Source organism: Kribbella sp. DT2 (assembly GCF_049844575.1).
Classification (GTDB): domain Bacteria; phylum Actinomycetota; class Actinomycetes; order Propionibacteriales; family Kribbellaceae; genus Kribbella.
In genome coordinates this window covers 293,539-309,705 of sequence record NZ_JBNCLH010000005.1, presented here as the reverse complement: position 1 = coordinate 309,705, position 16,167 = coordinate 293,539, and the positions used below count along the sequence as shown (strand labels likewise).

Genomic DNA, 16,167 nt, shown 5'->3' with positions numbered 1-16,167 from the left:
GTGGAGACAGCAGCCGGCCAGACCCCGAGCATGGTCGAGGATCCGCCCGAGGTGAGCGTCGCCGCGGCGGCCGCACTACTGCGGTCGGCGTACGGGATCAGTGCCGAGCTGCGGATGCTGCGCAGCGAGCGGGACCGCAACTTCCTCGCGGTCGCCGACGACGGGCGCGAGCTGGTGCTGAAGATCTCCAACACCGGCGACGACCCGGCGCAGATCGCGATGGAGAGCGCGGCGATGCGGCACGTCGAGGTGACCGATCCCGGGCTCCCGATCCCGCGGTTGCTCACGGCGCTCGACGGCAGCTCGGTGGTCCTGGCCGAGGCCGAGGACGGCCGCGAGCACCTGACCCGGTTGATGACGGTGATGCCTGGTCAGGTCGGCGATCTGGTGCGCCTGCCGAGCTGGTTCGCGGCGTCGTTCGGGACCATTTGTGCCCGGCTGGTCAAGGCGCTGCAGGGCTTCGGCGACCCGGCGGCGCATCGCCGGCTGGACTGGGATCCACGCATCGTCTCCTCCCTGCGCCAGTACGCCGAACGCCTGCCCGAGGAGCGCCGCCGGGCTCCGATGCAGCGGTTGCTCGACCGTTTCGAGTCATTGCCTGAGGCAACGGCCAAGCTGCCGGCCTTCGTCCTGCACGCCGACGTGACGTTGAGCAACGTGCTGCTCGGTGCCGACGGCATCGACGGGGTGATCGACTTCGGCGACATGCACCACACCGCGCGGGTCGCGGACCTGGCGATCAGCCTGACCTCGTTGCTGCGGGAGTCGGACGATCCGTGGCCGGCCGCGCGGGAGTTCCTCGACGCGTACCAGCGGGTGCTTCCGCTGGAGCCGGAGGAGGTCGAGCTGATCGGGGAGCTGGTGCTTGCGCGGTGTGCGGCGAGCACGCTGATCTCGGCCTGGCGGGCGCCGCTGTACCCGGGCAACGAGGAGTACCTGACCAGCCTCGTCGCCGGGAGCTGGCACGTGCTGGATCTGTGGGCCGATCTGGATCCGCGGGAACTGGCCGATCGGTTCCACCGGATCTGTGGCACGTCGCGCGTCGACGTTTCGGCGGAGCCTGCCCTGCTCGGGCGCCGGGACTCGGTGTTCGGCGGGCGGACGTTGTCGCCGCTGTTCTATCGGAAGCCGTTGCAGGCGGTCCGGGCTGAAGGGGCTTGGATCGAAGGGGCCGACGGCAAGCGTTACCTCGATGCCTACAACAACGTTCCCGTCGTCGGGCACGCGCATCCCGCCGTGGTGCAGGCGATCGCGCGGCAGGCCGGCGTACTGAATGTGCACTCGCGGTACCTGCACCCGCACGCGATCGAGCTGGCCGAGCGGCTGACCGCGTCGATGCCGGACGGGCTGGACACCTGCGTGTTCATGAACTCCGGGAGCGAGGCCAACGACCTGGCCTGGCGGATGGCGCGGATCGTCACCGGACGGTCGGGAGCGCTCGCGGCAGATCTCGCGTACCACGGCGTGAGCGAGGCGACGACGGCGTTCTCGACCAACACCTACCCGCCGTCCGCGCGCCCGGCGCACGTCGGCACGTTCGAGGCACCGCGGACCGACGCCGACGGGCGGCAGCCGACCGAGGAGGACGCCAGGCAACGAGTTCGCGCCGGCCGTTCGGAATTGCAGGGACATGAGGTCGCGTTGCTCGCCGTCGACTCGGTGTTCAGCAGCGCTGGGATCTTGACGCCGACCGGTGATTTCATGCGCGGGCTGCAGGACGAGGTGCGGGCCGCCGGCGGGCTGTTCCTCGCCGACGAGGTGCAGGCCGGGTTCGGTCGCGGCGGGCGGCACCTGTGGCGGTTCGAGGACTACGGACTGACGCCGGACTTCGTCACGCTGGGCAAGCCGATGGGCAACGGGCACCCGGTCGCCGCACTGATCACCCGCCGCGAGATCGCCGAGCAGTTCGCCGGGGTCGACGAGTTCTTCAGCACGTTCGGTGGCAACCCTGTCTCCTGTGCCGCGGCGAACACGGTGCTCGACGTGATCGAGGAGTCGGACCTGGTCGCGCGCTCCGGCGAGGTCGGTGCGCAGCTCGCCGCCGGGCTGACCGAGCTGGCGCCTGCGATCCATCCGGCCGTTCGGGTGCGAGGCCAGGGCTTGATGGTCGGCGTCGAGATCCCCTCCGAGGCCGGGGTCACCGCGGAGGAGCTCGCCGAGCGGCTGCGCGACCACGGCGTACTGGTCGGAACGACCGGTCCTGGTGGTCAGGTGCTCAAGGTCCGGCCGCCGTTGATCTGGCAGACCGAGCACGTCGAGATCTTCCTGAAGGCGTTCGCACTACTGTGAGGGCGTGCGCGAACTAGTTGTGCTGGGCACCGGCAGCCAGGTCGCCTCGCGTGAGCGGAACCAGAACGGCTACTTCCTGCGGTGGGACTCCGAGGGCTTCCTGTTCGATCCGGGCGAGGGCACCCAGCGGCAGATGCTGTACGCCGGGGTCGCGGCCGGCGCGATCACGCGGTTGTGCGTCACGCACTTCCACGGCGACCACTGCCTCGGCGTACCGGGTGTTGTGCAGCGGCTGTCGCTCGACGGCGTGCCGCACCCGGTGCACGCGCACTACCCCGCGTCCGGGCAGGAGTACTTCACGCGGTTGCGGTACGCCGCGTCGTTCTTCGAGCGGGCCGAGCTGCGCGAGGAGCCGATCGACGAGGAAGGGCTGCTGTCGGTCGGCTCGTTCGGACAGCTCTGGGTACGACGCCTCGAGCACCCGGTCGAGGCGTTCGGGTACCAGCTGATCGAGCCCGACGGCCGGCGGATGCTGCCGGACCAGTTGGCGGCGTACGGCGTGCATGGTCCCGCGGTCGGGCGGTTGCAGGCGGCGGGATCGCTGGTGGTGGACGGTCGCACGGTCACGGTCGAGCAGGTCAGCGAGCCGCGGCGCGGGCAGCGGTTCGCGTTCGTGATGGACACGCGGCTGTGCGACGGCGTCTTCCGGCTGGCCGACGGCGCGGACCTGCTGGTGATCGAGTCGACGTACCTGTCGTCGGAGGCCACGCTGGCCCGGAACTTCGGGCATCTCACCGCGCGGCAGGCCGCGCGGGTGGCGCAGGAATGCGGCGTACGGACGCTCGTGCTGACGCATTTCTCGCAGCGCTACACCGACATGACGCCCTTCGAGGAGGAGGCGCGGGCGGAGTTCGACGGTGAGGTCGTGATCGCCGCCGACCTGGCCCGCGTAGCGGTGCCGCGGCGGGAATAGAACCCGTGGCCGGGTGGCTACAGACGGTATGGCAGAACAAGCACTGTACGGAGCCGAGCACATCAAGGCTTATGAGGACAGCGACGGCGCGGTGGGGTACACCTGGGGCGACCACGGCGCGACGATCCTGGTCCTGACCACCGTCGGCCGCAAGTCCGGCGAGGAGCGCAAGAACGCGCTGATCTACCGCGAGGTCGAGGGCGGCTACGCAATCGTCTCCTCCAACGGCGGCGCCCAGGCGCACCCGGGCTGGCACTTCAACCTCGAGGCGAACCCCGACGTGAAGGTGCAGATCAAGGGCGACCGGTTCGCCGCGCACGCCCGCGTCGCCTCCGAAGAGGAGCGCGCGAAGATCTGGCCGAAAATGGTCGAGGTGTGGCCCGACTACAACACCTACACCACGCGCACCGACCGCCAGATCCCGATCGTCATCCTCGAACGGTCCTGAAGAACGCCCGGACGTCGCTGAGCAGGAGCTCCGGCTCCTCGAGCGCCGCGAAGTGACCGCCGTGGTCGACGTCGGTCCAGCGGGTGATCGTGTTCTCCTGCTCGGCGTACCGGCGGATGCCGACGTCGTGGGCGAACACGATCGCCGCGGTCGGGACGCCGGAGTTCTCCAGCTGCGCGCCCCAGGCGCCGCCCTGCGCGTAGCCGACGTACGCTGAACTGCCGGCCGAACCGGTCAGCCAGTAGATCATCACGTTCGTGAGCAGCTTGTCGCGCCCGATGATCTCGTCCGGCAGCGTCGCCCGCGGGTGGGTCCACTCGCGGAACTTGTCCATGATCCAGGCCAGTTGCCCGACCGGTGAGTCGACCAGCCCGTACGCCAGCGCCTGCGGGCGGGTCGACTGGATCGCGATGTAGCCGAACTCCTCGTGCATGAACGCGCCGACCCGCGCGACCCGGTCCTGCTCGAGCGGCGTGAGCGTCGCGAGCTCCTCGTCCGGCAGCGGGTACGGCGGAATCGCCGGCCCGCCGTTCACGTGCACGCCGACGACGCGCTCGCGGTCTTCGCGCGCGACCTGTGGCGAGACCGCGCCCCCGATGTCACCGCCCTGTACGCCGTACCGCTCGTAACCGAGCCGGCTCATCAGCTCGGCCCAGGCCCGGCCGATCCGCTTGGTGGTCCAGCCGTCGCTCGCGACCGGCGTCGAGAACCCGAAGCCGGGCAGCGACGGGATCACCAAGTGAAAGGCGTCGCCCGCCTCCCCGCCGTGCGCGACCGGGTCGGTCAGCGGGCCGATCAGGTCGACGAACTCGATGAACGAGCCGGGCCACCCGTGCGTCAGCAGCAGCGGCAACGCGTCCGCCTCGGGCGAGCGGACGTGCAGAAAGTGGATCCGTTGCCCGTCGATTTCGGTCGTGTACTGCGGGAACTCGTTGAGCTGCTGCTCGACCTTGCGCCAGTCGTACTCGGTGCGCCAGTAGTCGACCAGGTCGCCCAGCCAGCTGACCGGCACGCCGGTGTCCCAGCCGTCACCCGGCAGCTTGGCCGGGAGCCGAGTGTTGGTGAGCCGGCTCTGCAGGTCGTCGAGCGTGGTCTGCGGGATGTCGATGCGGAACGGGGTGATCGTCATGCCTTCGACTGTTTCAGCCGGTTAGGACAGCTTCGGTCCTAGCTTGGTGACAGACTTCGCGGCATGCTGGAAACCTCCGCACGGCTGCTGAAGCTGCTGTCCTTGCTGCAGACTCCGCGTGACTGGTCGGGTACGACGCTGGCTGACGAGCTGGGCGTCGGCGTCCGGACCGTGCGGCGGGACGTCGACAAGCTGCGCACCCTCGGCTATCCGGTCGAGGCTGTGCCTGGCGTGGCCGGCTATCGACTGGGGGCCGGGGCGTCGTTGCCGCCGTTGCTGCTGGACGACGAGGAGGCCGTGGCCGTGGCGATCGGGCTGCGGAGTGCGGCGGCCGGGGGAGTGGCTGGGTTGGAAGAGTCGTCGGTGCGGGCGTTGACGAAGCTGGAGCAGGTGCTGCCTTCGCGGTTGCGGCATCGGGTTCGGCTGTTGCAGTCGGCCGCCGTACCGGTTGGGCAGGGGGCTGTGGTCGACCCGGAGGTTTTGCTGGCGGTGGCCGCGGTGTGCCGGGATCGTCAGCGGTTGCGGTTCGACTACTCGGCCCATGACGGTACGGCGAGTGTGCGGACGACGGAGCCGCATCGGCTCGTTCACACCGGGCGGCGGTGGTACCTGACGGCTTGGGATCTCGATCGCTCGGACTGGCGGACTTACCGGCTGGATCGGATGGTGCTGCGCGTTCCGACCGGGCCGCGGTTCACTCCGCGCGAGGTGCCGGAGCTTTCGTCGGTCGGCGCCGGGATCGCGTCCGGGGCCTACCGCTACCAAGCCGTCTTCCGGATGCACGCGCCGGCTGCCTCCGTGGCCGACCGGCTGGCTTCGTCGGTTGCCTCCGTGGAGGCCGTTGACGAGCAGAGCTGTCTGGTGCGGACCGGCTCGAACTCCATGGACGAGCTCGTGCTCCACATGGGCCTGCTGGGCTTCGCGTTCGAGGTCGTCTCACCACCCGAGGTCGCCGAGCATGCCCGGACAGTAGCGGCGCGGCTTGCGGGGGCTTAAGGTCCCGCTCATGGAAGACCAGTACGTCGAGACGGTGCTCGGGCGGATCCGGCTACGGGTCGGGGGCGAGGGGCCGGCGATGGTGTGCTGGCCGAGTCTGCTGATGGACGGGACGCTGTGGAACGCCCAGGCGTCGTACTTCGCCGACCGGTTCCGCGTCGTACTGGTGGATCCGCCGGGGCACGGTGGGAGCAGCCCCTTGACGCGGGCGTTCAGTTTTACCGAGTGTGCGCAGGTGGTGGTGGAGATTCTCGATGCCCTGGGCATCGAGCGGGCGCACCTGGTCGGCAACTCGTGGGGCGGGATGATCGGCGGGACGTTCGCCGCGCTGCACCCCGAGCGGGTCGATCGGGCCGTGCTGATGAACGCGACCGCTTCGCCGGCCGGGGTGCGGCATCGGATCGAGTACCCGTTGCTGGTTGTCTCGGCGCGTCTGCTGGGTGGGATGCGCGGGCCGTTGGTGGGGCCGGTGCGGGACGCGTTCCTCGGGCCGACCACCAAACGGGAACGTCCCGCGGTTGTTGCCGTCGTCAACGATCTCGCGTCGCGGGCCGACGTTTCCTCGGTCCGGCACGCGGTGACCAGCGTCGTCCCGCGGCGGCCGGACCAGCGGGAGCTGTTCGCGTCGATCAAGGCGCCGGTGCTGGTCGTGGCCGGGCGGGAGGACGCGACCTTCCCGGTCGCGGAGACACGGGTGATGGCCGACGCGATCCCGGGCGCGCGGTTCGTCGTACTGGAGAAGACGGCGCACCTGGCCGCGCTGGAGAACCCGACCGAGGTGAACGCTTTGATCGAGGAGTTCTTGGTTCAGTAGTTCGTCGAGGTGCTGATGTGGACCCACTGCTCGGCCTCGGCGGCGCGCGCGGCCGACGACTTGCGGGTCGCTTCGAGCGCGTCCTTGCCGAGCAGAAGCCGCAGCGGCGGGTTGTCGAGGGCAACCACATCGACGATCGCACGAGCGGCCTTGGCGGGGTCGCCGGGTTGCTTGCCGTCGTTCTCGCGGCGGTAGGTGTTCATCGCGCCGACCGTCGACTCGTAGTCCGCGCCGACCGGCGGGATCGTCATCGACGAACCACCCCAGTCGGTCCGGAAGGCGCCGGGCTCGACGATGGTGACCTTCACACCGAACGGCCTGACCTCGTTGCTCAGCACCTCGCTGAACCCCTCGACGGCAAACTTCGCGGTCTGGTAAGCACCCATCCCCGGCGTCCCACCGACCCGCCCACCAACCGACGAGAACTGCAGAAAGTGCCCGCCCCGCTGCCCCCGAAACACCGGCAACGCTGCCCGCGTCACGTTCACCACCCCGAACAGATTCGTCTCCACCTGCGCCCGGAAGTCGTCCTCACCCATCTCCTCGATCGCCACACTGTTCGCGTAGCCGGCGTTGTTGGCCACCACATCGAGCCCGCCGAACGCATCCACCGCCACCTGCACAGCAGCCCGCGCAGCCGCCGCGTCGGTCACGTCAAGCGCCACCGCCCGCACCCGGTCGCCGTACTTCGCCACCAACTCCCCAAGCTGCTCAGGCCGCCGAGCAGTCGCCACCACCCGATCACCCGCCTCGAGCGCCGCCACCGCCAACTCCCACCCAAGCCCCCGAGAACTCCCGGTAACAAGCCACGTCTTGGACATTTTCGTTCCCTCTTCCACTAACTAACTGACCGGTTGGATACATCCATGGAACACCCCTTCCGCCGGTTAAGCAACTGACCAGTTGGTTGGTAAGCTGCTTGGTATGGAGCCCGAGGAGCTGGACGGACCGATGCCGGACAGCGGGATAGCGGGGCGGGTGCGGCCGGTCCGGGGTCGGCGGAAGACTCGTGACGCCGAGCGGACTCGGGGACAGATTCTGGTGGCGGCGACTGATGAGTTTGCCAAGTTCGGGATCGCGGGGGCTCGGGTGGACAAGATCGCCGAGGTCGCCGGGTGCAACAAGGCGATGATCTACGCCTACTTCGGGAACAAGGACGGGCTGTTCGACGCGGTGTTCACGGCGTACGTCGAGGCCTACCTGGCTGAGGTCGGGTTCAGTGCGGACGACCTGCCGGCGTACGCGGGGCGGGTGTTCGACTACTTCGAGGAGCGCCCGGAGCACCTGCGGCTGGCGGTTTGGTACCGGCTGGAGCGGCCGGGGAGTGCGCGGCTAGAGGCTGTGCTCGATGTCAACACGGCTCGGCTCGACGAGCTGGAGCGGGCTCTGGGGTCCGGCGCTGTGGTGAGTGACTTCAGTGCGGTCGAGCTGCTGTCGCTGGTGCAGGCGATCGCGACGAGTTGGTCCTCGATGAACCCGGAGTTCGAGTCCGCGGTGCCGGCTCAGCCGGTACGTCGGCGCGCGGTGGTTGAGGCGGTCGGGCGGCTGCTGAAGTAGCTGCCCACGGCGTGTGTCGTGGGGCCGTCGGTGCGCATCCGCCGTCCCAGGGTGCGTTGACTGATGCGTTGTTTCACGACTGACGCGTAGTTCGATGACTGATGCGGTGTACTGCGCCAGTCGTGACATTCGGCTGCAGTCGTCCTGAACGGCGGCAGTGGGCGCGGTGGTGGGTGGCCCCGTGGGTGGCCGGGGGCGACCTTGGGCACGGCGCAGCCGCATTCGTGCGAATCGGTAGCTGGGTGGTGCTCAAAGCGCGAAGTGGCGGGGCACGGGCGGGGGGTGTGATGGACGCGCTCAGTCGGTCGGACGGCCGGTACGGCGACGAGCTGTTGGGCGGCTGCTGAAGTAGTTGCCCTGGGCGTGTGTTGTGGCACACACCGGATTCTCAGGTGATTCCTCTACTGGTCCGATGGCGTTCTCAGGTCCGCGCGGTCTACTCGATCTCAGGAAGGAACAGCCTGAGGAGGCGCAGGGACGATGGACCAGCAGGGGCAGCAGAATCAGCAGCAGGGTGGTTACCCGCCGCACGGCTACGTGTCGTACGGGTACCCGCAGCCGGGGCCGTGGCAGCCGCCGTACCAGCCGCAGCCGCCGAAGCGGCGCCGCCGGGTGCCGGCGATGGTCGGCGCGTTCGGTCTCGCCGCCGCGCTCGTGGCCGGATCGGTGGCGTGGGGCATCGACCAGCACGTGGCGAACTCCTCGCAGCTGGCCCAGGTCATGACACCGTCCGCCGTCGCCGCGAAGGTGTCGCCCGGGCTCGTGAACGTCAACACCGTGCTCGGGTACGAGGGAGCGCGCGCCGCCGGGACCGGGATCGTGCTGACGCCGGACGGTGAGGTGCTCACCAACCACCACGTCGTCGAGGGCGCGACGCAGATCAGCGTGGTGAACGTCGGCGACGGCAAGACGTACCAGGCGAGCGTTGTCGGGTACGACGACAACCACGACATCGCCGTACTGAAGCTGAAGGACGCCTCCGGGCTGCAGACCGCCAAGATCGGCGACTCCTCGACGGTCAAGGTCGGCGACGACGTGGTCGGGATCGGCAATGCCGGCGGCAAGGGGGGTACGCCGAGCTACGCGGCCGGCGAGGTGACGGCGCTGAACCAGGCGATCACCGCGACCGACGAGTCCGGGCAGGACCCGGAGAACCTGACCGGCCTGATCGCGACCGACGCGAACATCCAGGCCGGCGACTCCGGCGGCCCGCTGGCGAACGCGGCCGGTGAGGTGATCGGCGTCGACACCGCCGGCTCCGGGGGAAACGGCAACCAGAACGGTCGCCAGACGGCCTTCGACCCGAGCAACCCGGGCTCCGGCACTGGTGAGGGCGGCTTCGGTGACGGCAACGGCTTCGGTGGGTTCGGCAACGACCAGGGGCAGGGCAACGGCCAGAGCCAGGGCAATGGTCAGGATCAGGGCAATGGCCAGGGCCAGCAGGGCCAGGGCGACGATGGCCAGGGCGACCAGGGCAACGGCGCCGGCCAGACCCAGGGCTTCGCGATCCCGATCAACGCGGCGATGGCGATCGCGGACCAGATCGAGGCCGGCCAGTCCTCGGCCGACGTCCACATCGGCGACTCCCCGATGCTCGGCATCACCGTCCTGACCAACGGCGCCCAGGGCGCGGTCGTCAACGACGTGGTCGCCAACGGCAAGGCGTCCGAAGCGGGCCTGGCGGCCGGCGACGTGATCACCTCCCTCGGCGGTACGACGGTCAGCTCGCCCGAGGCGCTGGCCACCGCGCTCGACCAGCACCACCCGGGCGACAAGGTCTCCGTCACCTGGACCGACCAAACCGGCCAGCGGCACACAGCCGACATCGAACTCACCACCGGACCGGTCCGCTGACGCCTCCCCCACACCCAGCGGACCGAACAAACCGGGCCCGGCCCGGCGCCTAACCCCCTCAGGCGCCCCCGGGCCCGGCTGCACGTCCGGTACGGGGCCCCGCGCTCCCGGCTGCTTCCCCGAGCGCGGGTGTCTCCGCGCTCTCGTGCGCCTGCCTGCCTGCCTGCCGCGCTCCCGCTCCTGCGCCCCGGGCTACGGCGCCCCGCCGCTCCCCGCGCTCCCGCTCCCGCGCCCGCCGCTCCCCGCGCCCGCCGCTCCCCGCGCTCCCCGCGCCCGCGCTCCCCGTCGCGCGAGTGCTGCCGTTTTTCGCGTGTCGGTGCCGTGTGGTGGGGAACCCGGTTGAGGTTGGGGTGAACAGTTGTTTACTCTAGAGGTGAGCTTCTGTTCGTCGCTGCCGCGAGTGAGGATTTTGCGTGACCGTTCGGCCGACCGCCCATCCCCGTCTGATTCTGTCTGCGCTCGCGTCGTGCGGGGTGCTGGTCTCGGTGATGCAGACCATCGTCGTACCGCTGTTGCCCGAGTTGCCCGGGTTGACGCACAGCAAGCCTGCCGACGTCAGTTGGCTGGTGACGGTCGCGTTGCTGACCGGTGCTGTTTTCACGCCGCTGCTTGGGCGGGCCGGTGACATGTACGGCAAGCGCAAGGTGCTGCTGATTGCCCTGGTCTCGATGGTTCTCGGGTCGTTGCTTTGTGCAACTAGCTCGCTGTTGCCGGTACTGGTGGTCGGGCGCGCGTTCCAGGGGGCGGCGGTCGCGGTGGTGCCGCTCGGGATCAGCATTCTGCGGGACGAGCTGCCCGCGGAGCGGGTGATCCCGTCGATCGCGATCATGAGCTCGACGCTCGGTGTCGGCGCCGCGTTCGGTATTCCGGCCGCGACGCTGGTGGTCGAGTACGCCAACTGGCACACGATGTTCTGGATCTGCGCCGGGCTCGGGCTGCTCGACATCGCCGTCGTGCTGCTGATCGTGCCCGAGTCGAAGCTGCGGACCAGAGGGCGGTTCGACGTACCGGGTGCTCTGGGGCTGAGTGGGTTCCTGGTCTGCCTGCTGCTCGCGGTGTCGAAGGGCAGCGCGTGGGGCTGGGGGTCGGCCGCCACGATCGGGACCTTCGCCGGGGCGGCGCTGATCGTGCCGTTGTGGGTGTTCTTCGAGCTCCGTACGACGAGCCCGCTGGTCGATCTCCGCGTCTCGGCGCGGCCTGCTGTCTTGTTCACCAACCTGGCCGCGTTGCTGATCGGCTTCGCCTTCTACGCGAACTCGTTGTCCACCGCGCAGCTCGTCCAGGAACCGGTGTCGACCGGGTACGGGCTCGGCGCGTCGATCGTGGTGAGCGGTCTGTGCCTGCTGCCCGGCGGGATCGCGATGGTTCTGCTGTCGCCGGTCTCGGCCCGGATCTCCGCTGCCCGCGGGCCGCGGTTCACGCTCGCGGTTGCCTCGGCGCTGATGGCCGTCGGGTACGTCGTGCGCCTGTTCACCAGCGAGAACCTGTTCGCGATCGTGGCCGGCGCGACCGTGGTGTCGGCCGGGACCGCGGTCGCGTATTCGGCGTTGCCCGCCCTGATCATGCATGCTGTCCCGGTGACCGAAACGGCCGCGGCGAACGGCCTCAACACGTTGATGCGCACGATCGGCCAGGCAGTCTGCAGCGCGATCGTGGCGACGGTGCTGACCGCGGTGGTGGCGACGAACGCCGGCCACACCGCCCCGAAGCTCAGCGCGTACCTGATCGTCTTCGTGATCGCCGGCGCAGCCGCGCTCGTGGCGGTCGGTCTGACCCTGCTGATCCCGGCCCGCCGCCAGGCCGCCGTGCCGACTCCGGTGAAAGCGTGAACGACGCCGGCCGGCAGGCGATTCTTCGGGCCGCCTGGCGGGCGTTCGCCCGGCAGCCGTACTCCGCGGTGACGTTGCGTGGGATCGCCGCCGACGCCGGTGTCAGCGCCTCGCTGATCGTCAAGCACTTCGGCGGCAAGGATCAGCTGTTCGACGTGGTCGCCGACTTCAGCGGTGCGGGGGAGCTGCTGGTGGCGGCTCCGAACGAGTCGCTCGGGCGGCACGCCGTACTGACGCTGATCCGCTGGCGTCGCCAGAACGACAGCGATCTCCTGGTTCGGGTCGTCTTCGCGGCCGGTGACGGGGACGAGCGGGCCAGGATGCGGAACCAGTTCCGCGAGCAGGTCGTGCAGGCCTTCGCCGATCGGCTCGACGGTGACGACAGCGAGCTGCGTGCCGAGCTGATCGTCGCGCACCTGCTCGGGCTCGGCGCGATGATCGCCCTGCAGAAGACCGGGCCGGCCGCGACCACCGATCCGGAGCTGGTCGCCGACCTCTACGGGCCCGCGCTGCAGCAGCTGGTCGATCAAAGTGGACAGCAGTCTCATTAACTGGACATTTTGTGCTGGTGTGAGCGCTCAACGCCAGTACGATCGTTGCTTGGGCCGAGAGGCGCTGCAACGGGCCGGAGGCCCGCCACGCTCGTCCTGAGTCACTACTGCAAGGGCGCCTCCGGGAATCTTCTGGAGGCTAAGGGTGACCACAAGCTCGTTGCGGGACCTGCTCGACCAGCGCATCGCCGTGCTGGACGGTGCGTGGGGCACGATGCTGCAGGGCGCGAAGCTGACCCCCGAGGACTACAAGGGCGATCGTTTCGTCGACCACACCCACGACGTGACCGGTGACCCGGACCTGCTCAACCTGATGCGTCCGGACGTCATCCTCGACGTGCACCGGCAGTACCTGAACGCCGGCGCCGACATCACCACCACCAACACCTTCACCGCGACCAGCATCGGCCAGGCCGACTACGGCCTGGAGTCGCTGGTCCGGGACATGAACCTCGAGGGCGCGCGGCTGGCCCGCCAGGCCGCCGACGAGGCCGGCGGCAAGTTCGTGGCCGGCTCGATCGGCCCGTTGAACGTCACGCTGTCGCTGTCGCCGCGGGTCGAGGACCCGTCGTACCGGGCGGTGACGTTCGAGCAGGTCAAGGACTCGTACGCCGAGCAGATCGCGGCACTGCGCGACGGCGGCGTCGACCTGCTGCTGATCGAGACGATCTTCGACACCCTGAACTGCAAGGCCGCGATCGCCGCGGCCCGCGAGGTCGCCCCCGAGCTGCCGCTGTGGATCTCGGTGACGATCGTCGACCTGAGCGGGCGGACGCTGTCCGGCCAGACCGTCGAGGCGTTCTGGAGCTCGATCGAGCACGCCAAGCCGCTGGTCGTCGGCGTGAACTGCTCGCTCGGCGCGCACGAGATGCGCCCGCACGTCGCCGACCTGGCCCGGTTCGCCGACACCTACGTCGCCTCGCACCCGAACGCCGGACTGCCGAACGCCTTCGGCGGGTACGACGAGACGCCCGAGCAGACCGCCGGGATGATCGGCGAGTTCGCCGAGTCCGGCCTGGTCAACGTCGTCGGCGGCTGCTGCGGTACGACGCCCGCGCACATCGCCAAGATCGCCGAGTCGGTCAAGGGCCAGGCGCCGCGCAAGCTCGCCGACCACGAGACCCGGACCCGGTTCAGCGGGCTGGAGCCGTTCAAGATCGGCGCCGACACCGGCTTCGTGATGATCGGCGAGCGGACCAACGTGACCGGGTCGGCGAAGTTCCGCCGGCTGATCGAGTCCGACAACCACCAGGCCGCGGTCGACGTGGCGCTGGAGCAGGTCCGCGGCGGCGCCAACCTGCTCGACGTGAACATGGACGCCGACCTGCTCGACAGCGAGCAGGCGATGACCACGTTCCTGAACCTGATCGCGACCGAGCCCGAGGTGGCCCGGATCCCGATCATGATCGACAGCTCGAAGTGGACCGTGCTCGAGGCCGGCCTGAAGTGCGTGCAGGGCAAGGGCGTGGTGAACTCGATCAGCCTGAAGGAGGGCGAGGAGGAGTTCCTCGAGCGGGCCCGGCGGATCATGGACTTCGGCGCCGGCGCGGTGGTGATGGCCTTCGACGAGCAGGGCCAGGCCGACACCGTCGAGCGCAAGGTGTCGATCTGCGGCCGCGCGTACGACCTGCTGACCGGGATCGGGTTCGCGCCCGAGGACATCATCTTCGACCCGAACGTGCTGGCCGTCGCGACCGGCATGTCCGAGCACAACGGGTACGCGCTGAACTTCCTCGAGGCGCTGCCGCTGATCAAGGAACGCTGTCCCGGCGTCCACATCAGTGGTGGCATCTCGAACCTGTCGTTCTCGTTCCGCGGCAACGACATCGTGCGCGAGGCGATGCACTCGTCGTTCCTGTACCACGCGGGCAAGGTCGGCCTGGACATGGGCATCGTGAACGCCGGGCAGCTGGCGGTCTACGAGGACATCCCGAAGGACCTGCTGGAGCTGGTCGAGGACGTCATCTTCAACCGGCGCGACGACGCCACCGACCGCCTGGTCAGCTTCGCCGAGAACGTGAAGGGCAAGGGCACCCGGCGCGAGGTCGACCTGACCTGGCGCGAGGGAACCGTCCAGGAGCGGCTGTCGCACGCGCTCGTGCACGGCATCGTGGACTTCATCGAGGACGACACCGAGGAGGCCCGGGTGCAGTACCCGCGGCCCCTGCAGGTGATCGAGGGTCCGCTGATGGACGGCATGAAGATCGTCGGCGACCTGTTCGGCGCCGGCAAGATGTTCCTGCCGCAGGTGGTGAAGAGCGCCCGGGTGATGAAGCGCTCGGTCGCCTACCTGGAGCCGTTCATGGAGGCCGAGAAGGAGCTGGCCCGCCAGGAGGGCCGGGCCGAGGACGTCCGCGGCCAGGGCAAGGTCGTGCTGGCCACGGTCAAGGGCGACGTGCACGACATCGGCAAGAACATCGTCGGCGTCGTGCTCGGCTGCAACAACTACGAGGTGATCGACCTCGGCGTGATGGTGCCGGCCGCCAAGATCCTCGACACCGCGATCGCCGAGGGCGCGGACGCGGTCGGCCTGTCCGGGCTGATCACGCCGTCGCTGGACGAGATGGTCGCGGTCGCCGCCGAGATGCAGCGCCGTGGGCTCGAGCTGCCGCTGTTGATCGGTGGCGCGACGACGTCCAAGCAGCACACCGCTGTCCGGATCGCACCGGCGTACGACCAGACGACCGTGCACGTGCTGGACGCGTCGCGGGTGGTCGGCGTGGTCTCCGACCTGCTCGACGACGACCGGTCCGCGGCCCTTGCCATCAGCAACCGTGAGGACCAGGACCGGCTCCGCGAGCAGCACGCGAACAAGCAGCGCGCACCGTTGCTGACCGTCGAGCAGGCCCGGGCCAACGCCGAACCGGTCGAGTACGGCGAACTGCCGGTGCCCGCGTTCACCGGCCTGCGGCGCGAGACGCCGAGCCTGGAGACGCTGCGGGAGATGATCGACTGGCAGTTCCTGTTCCTGGCCTGGGAGCTGAAGGGCAAGTACCCGGCGATCCTGGAGAACGAGGTCGCGCGCGAGCTGTTCGACGACGCGAACACGTTGCTGGACCAGATCATCGCGAACAAGTCGTTCACCGCTAAGGGCGCGTACGGGTTCTGGCCCGCGCACAGCGAGGGCGACGACATCGTCCTGGACGACCGCGGTGTCTCGTTCCCGATGCTGCGCCAGCAGACCGAGAAGCCGGCCGGACGGCACAACCGCTGCCTGGCCGACTACGTCGCGCCCGCCGGCGACCACCTCGGTGGGTTCGGCGTCGCGATCCACGGGGCCGAGGAGCTGGCGGCGTCGTACGAGGCGAACAACGACGACTACCGGGCGATCATGGTCAAGGCGCTGGCCGACCGGCTGGCCGAGGCCTTCGCCGAGTGGATCCACCTGGAGGCCCGCAAGGCCTGGTTCGAGCCGGACGTCGAGCCGGTGCTGGCCGACCTGCACGCGGAGCGGTTCCGCGGGATCCGGCCCGCGCTGGGGTACCCGGCGAGCCCGGACCACAGCGAGAAGAAGGAACTGTTCGACCTGATCGAGGCCGACAAGCTGGGCCTCGCACTGACCGAGTCGTTCGCGATGACCCCGGCCGCCGCGGTGTCCGGCCTGATCTTCGCCAGCGAGTCGGCACGGTACTTCAGCGTCGGCCGGCTCGGCCGCGACCAGGTCGAGGACTACGCCAAGCGGCGCGGGATGGAGCTCGCCGAGATCGAGCGCTGGCTGCGCCCGAACCTGGCGTACGAGCCGCAGTAGGCGGCACGGTGGGGCGCATGCGAGTGCGCCCCGCCACCC

At 69.5% G+C, this 16,167-nt stretch carries 12 protein-coding genes; 10 read left to right on the top strand and 2 right to left on the bottom strand.

Annotation, left to right across the window (positions count from 1 at the left end; translation table 11 throughout):
- The 3 genes from ACLQ2O_RS23005 to ACLQ2O_RS22995 are packed head-to-tail and all read left to right on the top strand — an operon-like array spanning position 1 to position 3,650.
- Positions 1 to 2,289 carry an aminotransferase class III-fold pyridoxal phosphate-dependent enzyme gene (locus ACLQ2O_RS23005; protein ID WP_425834652.1) on the top strand — a complete coding sequence of 763 codons (2,289 nt, stop codon included), beginning with the start codon at positions 1 to 3 and terminating at the stop codon, positions 2,287 to 2,289.
- Between the two features lie 4 nt (positions 2,290 to 2,293).
- The gene (locus tag ACLQ2O_RS23000; RefSeq protein WP_425834650.1) at positions 2,294 to 3,202 is read left to right on the top strand and encodes a ribonuclease Z; all 909 of its coding nucleotides are present in this window, start codon (positions 2,294 to 2,296) and stop codon (positions 3,200 to 3,202) included.
- Between the two features lie 28 nt (positions 3,203 to 3,230).
- A complete protein-coding gene (locus ACLQ2O_RS22995) occupies positions 3,231 to 3,650 on the top strand; it encodes a nitroreductase family deazaflavin-dependent oxidoreductase (RefSeq protein ID WP_425834648.1) in 420 nt (139 codons plus the stop codon).
- Here the strand turns inward: ACLQ2O_RS22995 and ACLQ2O_RS22990 are convergent.
- Positions 3,631 to 4,779: an epoxide hydrolase family protein gene (locus tag ACLQ2O_RS22990; RefSeq protein ID WP_425834646.1), complete on the bottom strand. Its 1,149-nt coding sequence runs from the start codon at positions 4,777 to 4,779 to the stop codon at positions 3,631 to 3,633. The two genes, ACLQ2O_RS22995 and ACLQ2O_RS22990, sit on opposite strands and share 20 nt — an antisense overlap.
- A 63-nt stretch (positions 4,780 to 4,842) precedes the next feature.
- Here ACLQ2O_RS22990 and ACLQ2O_RS22985 point away from each other — a divergent pair, with 63 nt between their 5' ends.
- Positions 4,843 to 5,775: a helix-turn-helix transcriptional regulator gene (locus ACLQ2O_RS22985; RefSeq protein ID WP_425834644.1), complete on the top strand. Its 933-nt coding sequence runs from the start codon at positions 4,843 to 4,845 to the stop codon at positions 5,773 to 5,775.
- Positions 5,776 to 5,785: 10 nt separating this feature from the next.
- Entirely contained in the window at positions 5,786 to 6,589 is an 804-nt protein-coding gene (locus tag ACLQ2O_RS22980; RefSeq protein WP_425834642.1) for an alpha/beta fold hydrolase, read from the top strand.
- Here ACLQ2O_RS22980 and ACLQ2O_RS22975 read toward each other — a convergent pair.
- Entirely contained in the window at positions 6,583 to 7,410 is an 828-nt protein-coding gene (locus tag ACLQ2O_RS22975; RefSeq protein WP_425834640.1) for an oxidoreductase, read from the bottom strand. The two genes, ACLQ2O_RS22980 and ACLQ2O_RS22975, sit on opposite strands and share 7 nt — an antisense overlap.
- 103 nt (positions 7,411 to 7,513) lie before the next feature.
- On the opposite strand from ACLQ2O_RS22975, the gene ACLQ2O_RS22970 reads away from it, so the two are divergent.
- The 5 genes from ACLQ2O_RS22970 to metH all read left to right on the top strand — a co-directional run bounded on the left by ACLQ2O_RS22970 (position 7,514) and on the right by metH (position 16,128).
- Positions 7,514 to 8,146 carry a TetR family transcriptional regulator gene (locus tag ACLQ2O_RS22970; protein ID WP_425834638.1) on the top strand — a complete coding sequence of 211 codons (633 nt, stop codon included), beginning with the start codon at positions 7,514 to 7,516 and terminating at the stop codon, positions 8,144 to 8,146.
- 480 nt (positions 8,147 to 8,626) lie between these two features.
- A complete protein-coding gene (locus ACLQ2O_RS22965) occupies positions 8,627 to 10,000 on the top strand; it encodes a S1C family serine protease (protein ID WP_425834636.1) in 1,374 nt (457 codons plus the stop codon).
- A gap of 413 nt (positions 10,001 to 10,413) precedes the next feature.
- Entirely contained in the window at positions 10,414 to 11,829 is a 1,416-nt protein-coding gene (locus tag ACLQ2O_RS22960; protein ID WP_425834634.1) for an MFS transporter, read from the top strand.
- Positions 11,826 to 12,380, top strand: coding sequence for a TetR family transcriptional regulator (locus tag ACLQ2O_RS22955; protein WP_425834632.1), 555 nt, complete (start codon positions 11,826 to 11,828; stop codon positions 12,378 to 12,380). The genes ACLQ2O_RS22960 and ACLQ2O_RS22955 overlap by 4 nt, the downstream gene beginning before the upstream one ends.
- Positions 12,381 to 12,525: 145 nt before the next feature.
- Positions 12,526 to 16,128 carry a methionine synthase gene (gene metH, locus ACLQ2O_RS22950; protein WP_425834630.1) on the top strand — a complete coding sequence of 1,201 codons (3,603 nt, stop codon included), beginning with the start codon at positions 12,526 to 12,528 and terminating at the stop codon, positions 16,126 to 16,128.
- The last annotated feature ends 39 nt before the right edge of the window (positions 16,129 to 16,167 follow it).

Coding starts and splice junctions, on each gene's coding strand:
- ACLQ2O_RS22990 (WP_425834646.1), bottom strand. CDS start 4,779: ATGACGATCACCCCGTTCCGCATCGACATCCCGCAGACCACGCTCGAC.
- ACLQ2O_RS22965 (WP_425834636.1), top strand. CDS start 8,627: ATGGACCAGCAGGGGCAGCAGAATCAGCAGCAGGGTGGTTACCCGCCG.
- ACLQ2O_RS22970 (WP_425834638.1), top strand. CDS start 7,514: ATGGAGCCCGAGGAGCTGGACGGACCGATGCCGGACAGCGGGATAGCG.
- ACLQ2O_RS22980 (WP_425834642.1), top strand. CDS start 5,786: ATGGAAGACCAGTACGTCGAGACGGTGCTCGGGCGGATCCGGCTACGG.
- ACLQ2O_RS22975 (WP_425834640.1), bottom strand. CDS start 7,410: ATGTCCAAGACGTGGCTTGTTACCGGGAGTTCTCGGGGGCTTGGGTGG.
- ACLQ2O_RS22985 (WP_425834644.1), top strand. CDS start 4,843: ATGCTGGAAACCTCCGCACGGCTGCTGAAGCTGCTGTCCTTGCTGCAG.
- ACLQ2O_RS22995 (WP_425834648.1), top strand. CDS start 3,231: ATGGCAGAACAAGCACTGTACGGAGCCGAGCACATCAAGGCTTATGAG.